The following is a 12,624-nucleotide window of genomic DNA, read 5'->3' as shown; positions in this document are numbered from 1 at the left end:
GTAGTTATCCCCCTCCATCAGGCAGTTTCCCAGACATTACTCACCCGTCCGCCACTCGTCAGCAAATCAGCAAGCTGATTTCTGTTACCGTTCGACTTGCATGTGTTAGGCCTGCCGCCAGCGTTCAATCTGAGCCATGATCAAACTCTTCAATTTAAAAGTTTGATGCTCAAAGAATTAAACTTCGTAATGAATTACGTGTTCACTCTTGAGACTTGGTATTCATTTATCGTCTTGCGACGTTAAGAATCCGTATCTTCGAGTGCCCACACAGATTGTCTGATAAATTGTTAAAGAGCAGTTGCGACGCGGCTTTCAGCTCACTGTCGCGAGGTGGCGTATATTACGCTTTCCTCTTTCAGAGTCAAGCATTTATTTTTGCTTTTCTCTGCCGGAATTCTCAGGAGAACCCCGCTGACCCGGCGGCGTGTTTGCCGTTGTTCCGTGTCAGTGGTGGCGCATTATAGGGAGTTATTCCGGCCTGACAAGCGAAAAATAAAAAAACTTTACCGTTCGCTCATTTTTCAGGCAAAGCATCTTAAACATGGTCTTTTCCGTCTAATTTATAGACAAAAACGAGCCCCGAAGGGCTCGTTTTATCATTACTGGACGGCGACAATCCGGTCTTCATTAACTTCCAGGCGAATAACTTTACCCGGAACCAATTCACCAGATAGTATTTGCTGTGCCAGCGGGTTTTCGATCTGCTGCTGGATAGCACGTTTCAGAGGACGAGCACCATAGACCGGATCGTAACCGTTCTCGCTCAGCAGTTTCAGCGCCTCGTCAGAAATGTGGATTTCATAACCACGTTCTTCCAGACGTTTGTACAGACGTTTCAACTGAATCTGCGCAATCGACGCAATGTGCTGTTCACCCAGCGGATGGAAGACCACCACTTCATCGATACGGTTAATGAATTCCGGACGGAAGTTATGGCTCACCACACCGAGCACCAGCTCTTTCATGTGTGCATAATCCAGTTCACCAAAGCGTTCCTGAATCAAATCGGAACCGAGGTTAGAGGTCATAATGACCACCGTATTGCGGAAGTCGACCGTTCTCCCCTGCCCGTCAGTCAGACGCCCATCATCCAGTACCTGTAACAGAATGTTGAAAACATCCGGATGCGCTTTTTCCACTTCATCCAGCAGGATGACGGAATACGGACGACGACGCACCGCTTCGGTCAGGTAGCCACCTTCCTCATAACCGACATATCCCGGAGGCGCACCAACCAGACGAGACACCGAGTGTTTCTCCATAAACTCGGACATATCGATACGAACCATCGCCTCGTCGCTATCGAACATAAAGTTCGCCAGCGCCTTACAAAGTTCAGTTTTACCCACACCCGTTGGGCCGAGGAACAGGAATGAACCAATCGGGCGATTTGGATCCGCCAGCCCCGCACGGCTACGACGAATAGCGTTCGATACCGCATCAACCGCTTCGTTCTGACCAATAACGCGATGGTGCAGTTCTTGTTCCATACGCAGCAGTTTTTCGCGCTCGCTTTCCATCATGCGAGAAACAGGAATCCCCGTCCAACGCGCCAGCACTTCAGCAATTTCGGCGTCGGTCACTTTATTACGCAACAGACGCATAGTTTTGCCTTCCAGCTGCGTTGCGGCTTCCAGTTGTTTTTCGAGTTCCGGAATTTTGCCGTATTGCAGTTCAGACATCCGCGCCAGGTCACCTACACGGCGAGCCTGTTCAATAGCGATTTTCGCCTGTTCCAGTTCTGCTTTAATGGTCTGTGTACCAGAAAGCGATGCTTTCTCTGCTTTCCACTCTTCTTCTAACTCGGAGTACTGACGTTCTTTGTCGCTCAGTTCTTCGTTGAGCATATCCAGGCGTTTTTTACTGGCTTCATCAGACTCTTTCATTAACGCCTGTTGTTCCAGTTTGAGCTGGATGATACGACGATCGAGTCGGTCGAGTTCTTCTGGTTTTGAGTCAATCTGCATACGAATGCTGGATGCTGCTTCATCGATCAGGTCGATGGCTTTATCCGGCAGTTGACGGTCAGCAATGTAGCGATGAGACAACGTCGCCGCTGCAACAATTGCCGGGTCAGTAATTTGCACATGGTGGTGCAGTTCGTAACGTTCTTTCAGGCCACGCAGAATAGCAATGGTGTCTTCCACCGTTGGTTCGGCAACAAACACCTTCTGGAAACGACGTTCCAGCGCAGCATCTTTTTCGATGTACTGGCGATATTCGTCAAGCGTCGTGGCACCTACGCAGTGCAATTCACCACGCGCCAGCGCCGGTTTCAGCATGTTTCCGGCGTCCATTGCGCCATCGGCTTTACCCGCGCCAACCATAGTATGTAATTCGTCGATAAACAGGATGACGTTGCCTTCCTGTTTAGCGAGATCGTTCAGTACGCCTTTTAATCGTTCCTCAAACTCACCGCGATATTTCGCCCCTGCCACCAGCGCGCCCATATCCAGCGCCAGTACGCGGCGGCCTTTCAGCCCTTCCGGAACTTCACCATTGATAATACGCTGCGCCAGACCTTCAACGATGGCAGTTTTACCGACGCCAGGTTCACCAATCAGCACTGGGTTATTTTTAGTACGACGTTGCAGTACCTGAATGGTACGGCGAATTTCTTCATCACGACCAATCACCGGATCGAGTTTGCCCTGCTCGGCTCGTTCGGTGAGGTCAATGGTGTATTTTTTCAAAGCCTGACGTTGGTCTTCAGCTCCTTGATCGTTCACGCTTTCACCTCCACGCATTTGTTCAATCGCTTGAGTAATGTTGGCGGTGGTCGCCCCTGCTGCTTTCAGGATGTCGGCCAGCGTGCCGCGAGACTCAAGTGCCGCCAGAACGAACAGTTCTGACGAGATAAAGTTATCACCACGTTTTTGCGCCAGCTTGTCGCAAAGATTAAGAACGCGCACCAGATCCTGTGATGGCTGGACATCACCACCAGTACCTTCAACCTGCGGTAAACGATTTAATGCCTGATTGATATCTGTGCGCAACTGGCCAGCATTAATGCCAGCGGATGTTAATAAAGGACTAACCGAACCCCCTTCCTGATTCAGCAGGGCGCTCATTAAATGAAGTGGTTCGATGAATTGGTTGTCGTGCCCGAGTGCAAGTGATTGGGCATCGGCAAGAGCAAGCTGGAATTTATTAGTAAGACGATCCAGACGCATAACTCCTCCCATAACGGATCAAAGTTGCTACTGGAGATTAAATGAGGTCATCCCTCAATTATTCAAGGTTATTGACCAGATTAATGTGAAAAGAAAATCACGCGTACCGGATCGTCTTGATTCTTTAGGTTATATCAGCCAAATGAAACTTGCCATACGACCCGTAGTCTTGTCGCGACGATAAGAGAAGAAAGTCTCATTTTCCGTATATGTACAACGGTCGCCGCCGAAAATCTGCTCAACACCAACGCTCGCCAGACGCTGCCGGGCAAGCTGATAAATATCCGCCAGAAACTTATCACCATGCTGAATGAAAGCTGCACTCGCTTTGACGTCTACAGCCATAAACGCTTCACGAACCTCCGCCCCCACTTCAAACGCGCGTGGACCAATTGCCGGCCCTAACCAGGCGAGAATGTTTTCAGGATTATCAGCAAAACAGGAAACCGTCTCTTCCAGCACGCCAGCGCACAGTCCACGCCAGCCAGCATGAGCGGCGGCGACTTCCGTTCCCGCACGATTACAAAACAGCACGGGCAGGCAGTCGGCAGTCATCACAGCACAAACCGTACCGGGCGTGTGGCTATAAGAGGCATCCGCTCGTTTTGAAGCATAGGGTTCGCCAGTAAGCTTAAGCACATCTTTGCCGTGTACCTGCTCAAGCCAGACCGGTTTTGAAGGCAAATTGCCCGCAGCAAAAAGTCGCTTGCGATTCTCCTCAACGTGATCCGGGTTATCGCCACAATGGCCCCCCAGGTTGAGCGAGTCATACGGCGGCAAGCTCACGCCGCCGATACGAGTAGAGCTACAGGCCGCAACACCTTTTGGCAGCGGCCACTGCGGGACAATCAGTTTACTCATAACCAGTCCACTTCATCCTTATGCTCTTCGAAATCGGCGCGCATCACCTCAATCAGCTCCACCATATCTTGTGGAATAGGCGCATGCCATTCCATTTCGATACCGGAGATTGGGTGATAAAGACGCAGCATGGTTGCATGTAGCGCCTGGCGGTCAAACTTACGCAGCGTGGAGATAAATGCTTCCGAAGCCCCTTTTGGCGGACGCGGACGACCACCATAAACCGGATCGCCCACCAGCGGATGGGTGATATGCGCCATATGCACGCGGATCTGATGCGTACGTCCAGTTTCCAGACGCAACCGCAGACGCGTGTGCACACGGAAATGTTCCATAATGCGATAGTGAGTGACCGCCGGTTTGCCCATTGGATGCACCGCCATATGGGTACGTTTGGTCGGGTGACGACTAATTGGCTCATCCACCGTACCGCCAGCGGTCATATGACCAATTGCCACCGCTTCGTACTCACGAGTAATTTCACGCCGTTGCAAAGATTCGACTAAACGCGTCTGAGCCGGAACGGTTTTTGCGACAACCATCAGACCAGTGGTGTCTTTATCCAGACGATGGACAATGCCCGCACGTGGAACATCAGCAATGGGCGGATAGTAATGAAGCAACGCATTCAATACCGTGCCATCCGGGTTACCCGCGCCAGGATGTACCACCAGGTCGCGCGGTTTATTAATGACGATGATATCTTCATCTTCATAGACGATATCCAGCGGGATATCCTGCGGTTCAAAACGCGCTTCTTCTTCAATCTCAGCGTTGATGGCAACTTGCTCGCCACCCAATACTTTTTCTTTCGGCTTATCACAAACCTTGCCGTTAACCAGCACGCGCTGGTCGAGGATCCATTCTTTTATCCGCGAACGTGAATAATCCGGGAACATTTCGGCCAAAGCCTGATCTAAGCGTTGACCGAGTTGGTTTTCGGACACCGTTGCAGTGAGCTGTACTCGTTGTGCCATATATACTGCTTCTTCGTTTATCGTTGGGGTTTTACGGCTTTGCCGTTTAATATAGTGTGCTATTGTAGCTGGTCTTAACCGGGAGCAGGAACAGAGAATCTCCCGTATTACATTTTGAGGAAAGTCAAAACGTCATGACGCGCATGAAATATCTGGTGGCAGCCGCCACACTAAGCCTGTTTTTGGCGGGTTGCTCGGGGTCAAAGGAAGAAGTACCTGATAATCCGCCAAATGAAATTTACGCGACTGCACAACAAAAGCTGCAGGACGGTAACTGGAGACAGGCAATAACGCAACTGGAAGCGTTAGATAATCGCTATCCGTTTGGTCCGTATTCGCAGCAGGTGCAGCTGGATCTCATCTACGCCTACTATAAAAACGCCGATTTGCCGTTAGCACAGGCTGCCATCGATCGTTTTATTCGCCTTAACCCGACCCATCCGAATATCGATTATGTCATGTACATGCGTGGCCTGACCAATATGGCGCTGGATGACAGTGCGCTGCAAGGGTTCTTTGGCGTTGACCGTAGCGATCGCGATCCTCAACATGCACGAGCTGCGTTTAGTGACTTTTCCAAACTGGTGCGCGGCTATCCGAACAGTCAGTACACCACCGATGCCACCAAACGTCTGGTATTCCTGAAAGATCGTCTGGCGAAATATGAATACTCCGTTGCTGAGTACTATACAGAACGTGGTGCATGGGTTGCCGTCGTTAACCGTGTAGAAGGCATGTTGCGCGATTACCCGGATACCAAGGCTACGCGTGATGCGCTGCCGCTGATGGAAAATGCATACCGTCAGATGCAGATGAATGCGCAAGCTGAAAAAGTAGCTAAAATCATCGCCGCAAACAGCAGCAATACATAACAGAAACCTGAAACACAAAACGGCAGCCCTTGAGCTGCCGTTTTTTTATTCTGTCAGTTGTGAAACTGAAGCGATTTAGTCACTACCGATCTCATCAAATATGGCTCGCTTTGAGATTTCCTCAAGTAAAAAAACACCTCTTCCTGCGATTTCTCACAAAAAAGCCTCATTGACAAAAAGCGACAAAATTATGAGATTTCCATCACACATTTTGACATCAGGAACGGTATGCTGAATTCACCAAGACGGGAAGACAAGAGGTAAAATTTATGACAATGAACATTACCAGCAAACAAATGGAAATTACTCCGGCCATCCGCCAACATGTCGCAGACCGTCTCGCCAAACTGGAAAAATGGCAAACACATCTGATTAATCCACATATCATTCTGTCCAAAGAGCCACAAGGGTTCGTTGCTGACGCCACAATCAATACACCTAACGGCGTTCTGGTTGCCAGTGGTAAACATGAAGATATGTACACCGCAATTAACGAATTGATCAACAAGCTGGAACGGCAGCTCAATAAACTGCAGCACAAAGGCGAAGCACGTCGTGCCGCAACATCGGTGAAAGACGCCAACTTCGTCGAAGAAGTTGAAGAAGAGTAGTCCTTTATATTGAGTGTATCGCCAACGCGCCTTCGGGCGCGTTTTTTGTTGACAGCGTGAAAACAGTACAGGTACTGTACTTAAGTCGCTTAAGGAAACAAACATGAAACACACGCCGTTCTTCTTCGCATTCTTTTTTACCTTCCCCTGAATGGGAGGCGTTTCGTCGTGTGAAACAGAATGCGAAGACGAACAATAAGGCCTCCCAAACCGGGGGGCCTTTTTTATTGATAACAAAAAAGGCAACACTATGACATCGGAAAACCCATTACTGGCGCTGCGCGAGAAAATCAGCGCGCTGGATGAAAAATTACTGGCGTTACTGGCAGAGCGGCGTGAACTGGCTGTCGAGGTGGGAAAAGCCAAACTGCTCTCTCATCGCCCCGTGCGTGATATTGATCGTGAACGCGATTTACTGGAAAGATTAATTACGCTCGGTAAAACGCACCATCTGGACGCCCATTACATTACTCGCCTGTTCCAGCTCATCATTGAAGATTCCGTATTAACTCAGCAGGCACTGCTCCAGCAGCATCTCAATAAAATTAATCCACATTCAGCACGTATTGCTTTTCTCGGCCCTAAAGGTTCCTATTCACACCTTGCCGCACGTCAGTACGCTGCCCGCCATTTCGAACAATTTATTGAAAGCGGTTGCGCAAAATTTGCTGATATTTTTAATCAGGTGGAAACCGGTCAGGCCGACTATGCGGTAGTACCGATTGAGAATACCAGTTCAGGTGCCATAAACGACGTTTACGATCTACTACAACATACCAGCTTATCGATTGTTGGCGAGATGACGCTGACCATCGATCACTGCCTGCTGGTTTCTGGTACTACAGATTTATCAACCATCACCACAGTCTACAGCCATCCACAGCCGTTCCAGCAATGCAGTAAATTTCTTAATCGTTACCCGCACTGGAAGATTGAATATACCGAAAGTACGTCTGCGGCGATGGAAAAGGTTGCACAGGCAAAATCACCGCATGTTGCTGCACTGGGGAGCGAGGCAGGCGGCACTTTGTACGGTTTACAGGTACTGGAACGTATTGAGGCAAATCAGCGACAAAACTTCACCCGATTTGTGGTGCTGGCACGTAAAGCGATTAACGTGTCTGACCAGGTTCCGGCAAAAACCACATTATTAATGGCGACCGGACAACAAGCTGGTGCACTGGTAGAAGCATTGCTGGTACTGCGTAACCATAATCTGATTATGACCCGTCTGGAATCACGCCCGATTCACGGTAATCCGTGGGAAGAGATGTTTTATCTGGATATTCAGGCCAATCTTGAATCAGCGGAAATGCAAAAAGCATTGAAAGAGTTAGGTGAAATTACCCGTTCGATGAAGGTATTAGGCTGTTACCCAAGTGAGAATGTAGTGCCTGTTGACCCGGCGTGATGAAATCGTGCCGGGTGATGCCTCCCCGGCACAAGATGACTACTGGCGACTGTCGTTCGCCTGACGCAATAACACGCGGCTTTCACTCTGGAAGCGTTGCGCATAATCGCCAAACCAGTTTTCCACCTTGCGGAAACTGTCGATAAACGCCTGCTTGTCCCCCTTCTCCAGCAGCTCAATTGCCTCGCCAAAACGCTTATAGTAACGCTTGATCAACGCCAGATTACGTTCTGACGACATAATGATGTCGGCATAAAGCTGCGGATCCTGAGCAAACAGTCGCCCAACCATCGCCAGCTCAAGGCGGTAAATGGGCGAAGAGAGCGCCAGAAGTTGCTCAAGCTGAACATTTTCTTCTGCCAGATGCAAACCATAAGCAAAAGTGGCAAAGTGGCGCAGTGCCTGAATAAACGCCATATTCTGATCGTGCTCGACGGCGCTAATCCGATGCAGCCGCGCGCCCCAAACCTGAATTTGCTCTAGAAACCATTGATATGCTTCCGGCTGGCGTCCATCACACCAGACCACCACCTGCTTCGCCAGACTGCCGCTGTCCGGGCCAAACATCGGGTGAAGTCCCAACACCGGACCATCATGTGCCGCCAGCATGGCCTGTAACGGTCCATTTTTCACCGATGCCAGATCGACCAGAATACAATCCTGCGGTAAAGGCGGTAATTTGGCGATAACCTGTTCGGTCACATGAATCGGCACACTGACAATCACCATTCCGGCATCGGCAACAATATCAGCCGCACGTTCCCAGTCATGTTGCTCCAGAATCCGCACCTGATAACCCGAGAGGGTCAGCATCTTCTCGAACAAGCGCCCCATCTGACCGCCACCACCGACGATAACCACCGGGCGCAACGTAGGACAAAGCGTTTTAAAGCCTTTGTCATTCTCGCTGGAGTAGGACTCCCGCATCACCCGACGCAGGATATCCTCAATAAGATCTGGCGGTACACCCAGGGCTTCCGCCTCAGCGCGACGCGAGGCCAGCATAGATGCCTCACGCTCCGGGACATAAATAGGCAGTCCAAAGCGGCTTTTCACCTCACCGACTTCGGCGACCAGTTCCAGACGCTTCGCTAATAAATTCAGCAGCTCTTTATCGACTTCATCAATTTGATCGCGTAACGCGGTCAACTCAGCAACCATAATAAACCTCTTAAGCCACGCGTGCCGTCAGCTGCCCGTTCAGATCCTGATGAATCTCACGCAGCAAGGCATCGGTCATTTCCCAACTGATGCAGGCATCGGTTACGGATACACCGTATTTCATTTCGCTGCGCGGTTGCTCGGAAGACTGATTGCCTTCGTGGATGTTACTTTCGATCATCAGACCAATAATTGAGCGATTGCCATCTTTGATTTGAGCAACCACGGATTCTGCCACCGCAGGCTGACGGCGATAATCTTTATTGGAATTACCGTGGCTGCAATCTACCATCAGAGACGGGCGCAGTCCCGCCTGTTCCATCTCTTTTTCACATTGCGCAACATCCGCAGGGCTATAGTTCGGCGCTTTACCACCGCGCAGGATCACATGCCCGTCCGGATTCCCCTGAGTTTGTAGCAACGCAACCTGCCCTGCCTGGTTAATGCCAACAAAACGGTGCGGCTGGGCGGCGGCGCGCATAGCGTTAATTGCCGTTGCCAGACTGCCATCGGTGCCGTTTTTAAAACCAACCGGCATAGACAGCCCGGATGCCATTTCACGGTGCGTTTGCGATTCCGTGGTACGAGCACCAATTGCCGACCAGCTAAACAAATCGCCCAGGTATTGCGGGCTATTTGGATCTAACGCTTCCGTCGCCAGCGGAAGCCCCATGCTCACCAGTTCAAGCAGCAATTTACGCGCGATTTGCAGGCCGGCTTCGACGTCAAAAGAGCCATCCATATGAGGATCGTTAATTAACCCTTTCCAGCCGACAGTCGTACGGGGTTTTTCAAAATAGACGCGCATCACCAGATAGAGGCTATCGCTGACCTCTGCGGCAAGGGCCTTAAATCGACGAGCGTATTCCAGAGCGGTTTCAGGATCATGAATGGAACAAGGACCACACACCACCAACAGACGAGGATCGCGCCCGGCGATAATATCTGAAATAGTTTTACGCGAATCAGCAATCTGGGCTTCTTGTTGCTGGCTTAATGGAAAAGCGGCCTTCAACTGTTCCGGGGTCATCAGAACCTGTTCGTCGGTAATGTGTACGTTATTCAGCGCGTCTTTTTGCATGATGGCGATCCTGTTTATGCTCGTTTGCGATAGTTGATCCTCAATGAGGATGACGTAACGATAACACAGCGAGTAAAGATTTCAATCCAAATTACGTAAATATTACTTTACAGATACAATTTTAATAAGCTACAAGCCACAAAATTCGTATAAATAAATTTACACCATCATTAAAAACAATCCGCTATGCTTTGAAAAAAGGAGAGAAAATGATGAAAAAATTTATCGGTTCCTTGTTGGCTTTGGTGGTTAGTGGTTGCCAGATTGATCCTTATACTCACGCGCCAAACTTAACCAGCACCGACTGGTATGATGTTGGTATGGAAGATGCAATATCTGGCATTGCCATAAAAGATCGCGATACATTTAGCGATTCACAGGCTGATCGGGGGGTATACCTTAAAGGATATGCCGAAGGACAAAAGAAAACCTGCCAAATCGATTTTACTTATGCCAGAGGGCTTTCCGGTAAAAGTTTCCCTGCCAGCTGCAACAATGTTGAAAATGCCAACCAACTACATGAAGCATGGCAAAAAGGGGCAGATGAAAATGCCAGCACGATGCGATTGAATTAACTGGAGCGCCTCAATAAATTAATCATAAGATTTAACTCATTCAAACTTTAATTCTCATCGTGATGACGCCCGCATAAAAGAATGATATTTTAATGAGCATTCTGAAAAAATTATCGATGCATTTCGAGCGACGGTGGTGAGGATCCCTGAATGCGTTTTTCCCACCGGTTATTTTTACTGCTGATGCCCCTCCTGGCGAGTGCACCATTACTCGCTCAGGAAACCACTAACACCGCGAAAAATGTGCGTCTGATGGTTTCCGGTATTGTCAGCTACACTCGTTGGCCAGCGTTATCTGGCCCGCCAAAGCTATGTATTTTTTCATCTTCACGTTTTAGTACCGCCCTACAAGATAATGGCGCGACTTCTTTACCTTATCTGCCCGTCATCATTCACAGCAAACAAGAAGCACTGATTTCAGACTGCAATGGTTTTTATTTTGGCAACGAATCACCGACATTCCAGATAGAATTAATCAAACAATATCCGTCTAAGGCGTTATTATTAATTACCGAACAAAATGCAGAGTGCATTATTGGCAGCGCCTTTTGTCTGATTATCAACAATAATGATGTCAGATTTGCCGTCAACCTGGATGCCTTATCGCGTAGTGGTGTAAAGGTCAACCCGGATGTCTTAATGCTCGCTCGGAAGAAAAAAGATGGATAACGATAATTCTCTTAATAAGCGACCAACGTTTAAAAGAGCATTACGCAACATCAGCATGACCAGCATCTTTATCACCATGACGCTGATCTGGCTGCTGCTTTCCGTGACGTCGGTACTGACACTGAAACAATACGCACAAAAAAACCTGGCGCTCACCGCAGCAACCATGACTTATAGTCTGGAAGCAGCGGTCGTTTTTGCCGATGGTTCGGCAGCGACAGAAACCCTGGCCGCACTAGGGCAGCAAGGTCAATTTTCAACCGCTGAAGTACGTGATAATCAGCAAAATATCATTGCATCCTGGCACTACACAGCCAGAGAACCGGGAGATAGATTCAGCAATTTCATTAGCCACTGGCTCTTTCCCGCACCGGTAATTCAGCCCATTCGCCACAATGGAAAAATCATCGGCGAAGTTCAGTTAACCGCTCGCGACAGTTCAATCAGCCATTTCATCTGGTTTTCACTCGCAGTGCTTACCGGTTGTATTCTGCTGGCATCAGGCATTGCAATCACCCTCACCCGCCATTTGCATAACGGACTGGTGGAGGCGCTAAAAAACATTACTGATGTAGTTCATGATGTGCGATCCAACCGCAATTTTTCCCGACGAGTTTCGGAAGAGCGCATCGAAGAATTTCACCGCTTTGCTCTCGACTTCAATAGTCTGCTGGATGAAATGGAAGAGTGGCAGCTTCGTTTACAGGCAAAAAATGCGCAACTCTTACGTACTGCCCTGCATGATCCGTTAACCGGCCTGGCTAACCGCGCTGCATTCCGCAACTGCATCAATACGTTAATGAGTGATTCTGCCGTTCGGGAAACCTCAGCCTTACTTTTTCTTGATGGCGATAATTTTAAATATATCAATGACACATGGGGTCACGCGACGGGTGATCAGGTCTTGATCGAGATAGCAACACGGTTAATGGAATTTAGCGGGAAACGGCATCAAGCGTACCGTATAGGAGGCGATGAGTTCGCCATGATTCTGTATGGCGTACTGTCAGAATATGAAGTACAGCGTATTTGTACTGCTCTCACACAAACCTTTCATCGCCCATTCGATCTCCATAACGGTCACCAGACCAGTATGACCTTAAGTATTGGATACGCTCTGACTCGCGAACACGCTTCTGCGGAAAAATTACAAGAGCTTGCCGATCGTAATATGTATCAGGCCAAACATCAGCGCGCCGAAAAGCTGGTGAAATAACAAGGAAATATCTA

General features: G+C 49.1%; 12 protein-coding genes, 1 rRNA gene and 1 other annotated feature. Of the genes, 7 read left to right on the top strand and 6 right to left on the bottom strand.

Annotated elements, in window-relative coordinates:
* The 4 genes from A7098_RS07820 to rluD form a co-directional block, all read right to left on the bottom strand.
* Positions 1-156 (bottom strand): 16S ribosomal RNA (locus A7098_RS07820); the annotation flags it as partial.
* A gap of 446 nt (positions 157-602) precedes the next feature.
* Positions 603-3,176, bottom strand: a complete 2,574-nt coding sequence (gene clpB / locus A7098_RS07815; protein ID WP_002431841.1) for an ATP-dependent chaperone ClpB — start codon at positions 3,174-3,176, stop codon at positions 603-605.
* A 129-nt stretch (positions 3,177-3,305) separates the two neighbouring features.
* Positions 3,306-4,037: a purine nucleoside phosphorylase YfiH gene (yfiH, locus tag A7098_RS07810; protein WP_105280595.1), complete on the bottom strand. Its 732-nt coding sequence runs from the start codon at positions 4,035-4,037 to the stop codon at positions 3,306-3,308.
* A complete protein-coding gene (gene rluD, locus A7098_RS07805; protein ID WP_000079112.1) occupies positions 4,034-5,014 on the bottom strand; it encodes a 23S rRNA pseudouridine(1911/1915/1917) synthase RluD in 981 nt (326 codons plus the stop codon). The genes yfiH and rluD overlap by 4 nt, the downstream gene beginning before the upstream one ends.
* 134 nt (positions 5,015-5,148) lie before the next feature.
* On the opposite strand from rluD, the gene bamD reads away from it, so the two are divergent.
* The 4 genes from bamD (at position 5,149) to pheA (ending at position 7,908) form a co-directional block, all read left to right on the top strand.
* Positions 5,149-5,886, top strand: coding sequence for an outer membrane protein assembly factor BamD (bamD, locus tag A7098_RS07800; RefSeq protein WP_000197682.1), 738 nt, complete (start codon positions 5,149-5,151; stop codon positions 5,884-5,886).
* A 269-nt stretch (positions 5,887-6,155) separates the two neighbouring features.
* On the top strand, positions 6,156-6,497 hold the full coding sequence (gene raiA, locus A7098_RS07790; protein WP_000178456.1) for a ribosome-associated translation inhibitor RaiA: 342 nt from the start codon (positions 6,156-6,158) through the stop codon (positions 6,495-6,497).
* Between the two features lie 102 nt (positions 6,498-6,599).
* Positions 6,600-6,725 (top strand) — a sequence feature (Phe leader region).
* Positions 6,601-6,648 (top strand): pheA operon leader peptide PheL, encoded by a 48-nt coding sequence (gene pheL / locus A7098_RS07785; protein WP_001386991.1) that lies wholly within the window; start codon positions 6,601-6,603, stop codon positions 6,646-6,648. Its footprint overlaps the feature before it by 48 nt.
* A gap of 22 nt (positions 6,726-6,747) precedes the next feature.
* The gene (pheA, locus tag A7098_RS07780) at positions 6,748-7,908 is read left to right on the top strand and encodes a bifunctional chorismate mutase/prephenate dehydratase (RefSeq protein WP_000200136.1); all 1,161 of its coding nucleotides are present in this window, start codon (positions 6,748-6,750) and stop codon (positions 7,906-7,908) included.
* A 39-nt stretch (positions 7,909-7,947) separates the two neighbouring features.
* On the opposite strand, the gene tyrA is transcribed toward pheA, so the two are convergent.
* Complete coding sequence (tyrA, locus tag A7098_RS07775) at positions 7,948-9,069, bottom strand: bifunctional chorismate mutase/prephenate dehydrogenase (protein WP_000225241.1); 1,122 nt, start codon at positions 9,067-9,069, stop codon at positions 7,948-7,950.
* A 10-nt stretch (positions 9,070-9,079) separates the two neighbouring features.
* Positions 9,080-10,150, bottom strand: a complete 1,071-nt coding sequence (aroF, locus tag A7098_RS07770; protein ID WP_001168056.1) for a 3-deoxy-7-phosphoheptulonate synthase AroF — start codon at positions 10,148-10,150, stop codon at positions 9,080-9,082.
* 209 nt (positions 10,151-10,359) lie between these two features.
* Here aroF and A7098_RS07765 point away from each other — a divergent pair, with 209 nt between their 5' ends.
* The 3 genes from A7098_RS07765 (at position 10,360) to dgcN (ending at position 12,610) form a co-directional block, all read left to right on the top strand.
* Entirely contained in the window at positions 10,360-10,725 is a 366-nt protein-coding gene (locus A7098_RS07765) for a DUF2799 domain-containing protein (RefSeq protein WP_000976011.1), read from the top strand.
* A 150-nt stretch (positions 10,726-10,875) separates the two neighbouring features.
* Positions 10,876-11,394: a YfiR family protein gene (locus tag A7098_RS07760; protein WP_105280594.1), complete on the top strand. Its 519-nt coding sequence runs from the start codon at positions 10,876-10,878 to the stop codon at positions 11,392-11,394.
* Entirely contained in the window at positions 11,387-12,610 is a 1,224-nt protein-coding gene (gene dgcN / locus A7098_RS07755) for a diguanylate cyclase DgcN (RefSeq protein ID WP_000368158.1), read from the top strand. Before A7098_RS07760 ends, dgcN begins: the two co-directional genes overlap by 8 nt.
* Positions 12,611-12,624 lie beyond the last annotated feature (14 nt).

Source organism: Escherichia sp. MOD1-EC7011 (assembly GCF_002965005.1).
GTDB classification, from domain to species: Bacteria; Pseudomonadota; Gammaproteobacteria; order Enterobacterales; family Enterobacteriaceae; genus Escherichia; species Escherichia ruysiae.
The sequence above is the reverse complement of the archived record's forward strand: the minus strand, read 5'-3'. Positions and strand labels throughout refer to the sequence as shown.

Excerpts from the sequence above, each read along its gene's own strand:
- clpB (WP_002431841.1), bottom strand. The coding sequence starts at position 3,176 with ATGCGTCTGGATCGTCTTACTAATAAATTCCAGCTTGCTCTTGCCGAT.
- yfiH (WP_105280595.1), bottom strand. The coding sequence starts at position 4,037 with ATGAGTAAACTGATTGTCCCGCAGTGGCCGCTGCCAAAAGGTGTTGCG.
- rluD (WP_000079112.1), bottom strand. The coding sequence starts at position 5,014 with ATGGCACAACGAGTACAGCTCACTGCAACGGTGTCCGAAAACCAACTC.
- bamD (WP_000197682.1), top strand. The coding sequence starts at position 5,149 with ATGACGCGCATGAAATATCTGGTGGCAGCCGCCACACTAAGCCTGTTT.
- raiA (WP_000178456.1), top strand. The coding sequence starts at position 6,156 with ATGACAATGAACATTACCAGCAAACAAATGGAAATTACTCCGGCCATC.
- pheA (WP_000200136.1), top strand. The coding sequence starts at position 6,748 with ATGACATCGGAAAACCCATTACTGGCGCTGCGCGAGAAAATCAGCGCG.
- tyrA (WP_000225241.1), bottom strand. The coding sequence starts at position 9,069 with ATGGTTGCTGAGTTGACCGCGTTACGCGATCAAATTGATGAAGTCGAT.
- aroF (WP_001168056.1), bottom strand. The coding sequence starts at position 10,150 with ATGCAAAAAGACGCGCTGAATAACGTACACATTACCGACGAACAGGTT.
- A7098_RS07765 (WP_000976011.1), top strand. The coding sequence starts at position 10,360 with ATGATGAAAAAATTTATCGGTTCCTTGTTGGCTTTGGTGGTTAGTGGT.
- A7098_RS07760 (WP_105280594.1), top strand. The coding sequence starts at position 10,876 with ATGCGTTTTTCCCACCGGTTATTTTTACTGCTGATGCCCCTCCTGGCG.
- dgcN (WP_000368158.1), top strand. The coding sequence starts at position 11,387 with ATGGATAACGATAATTCTCTTAATAAGCGACCAACGTTTAAAAGAGCA.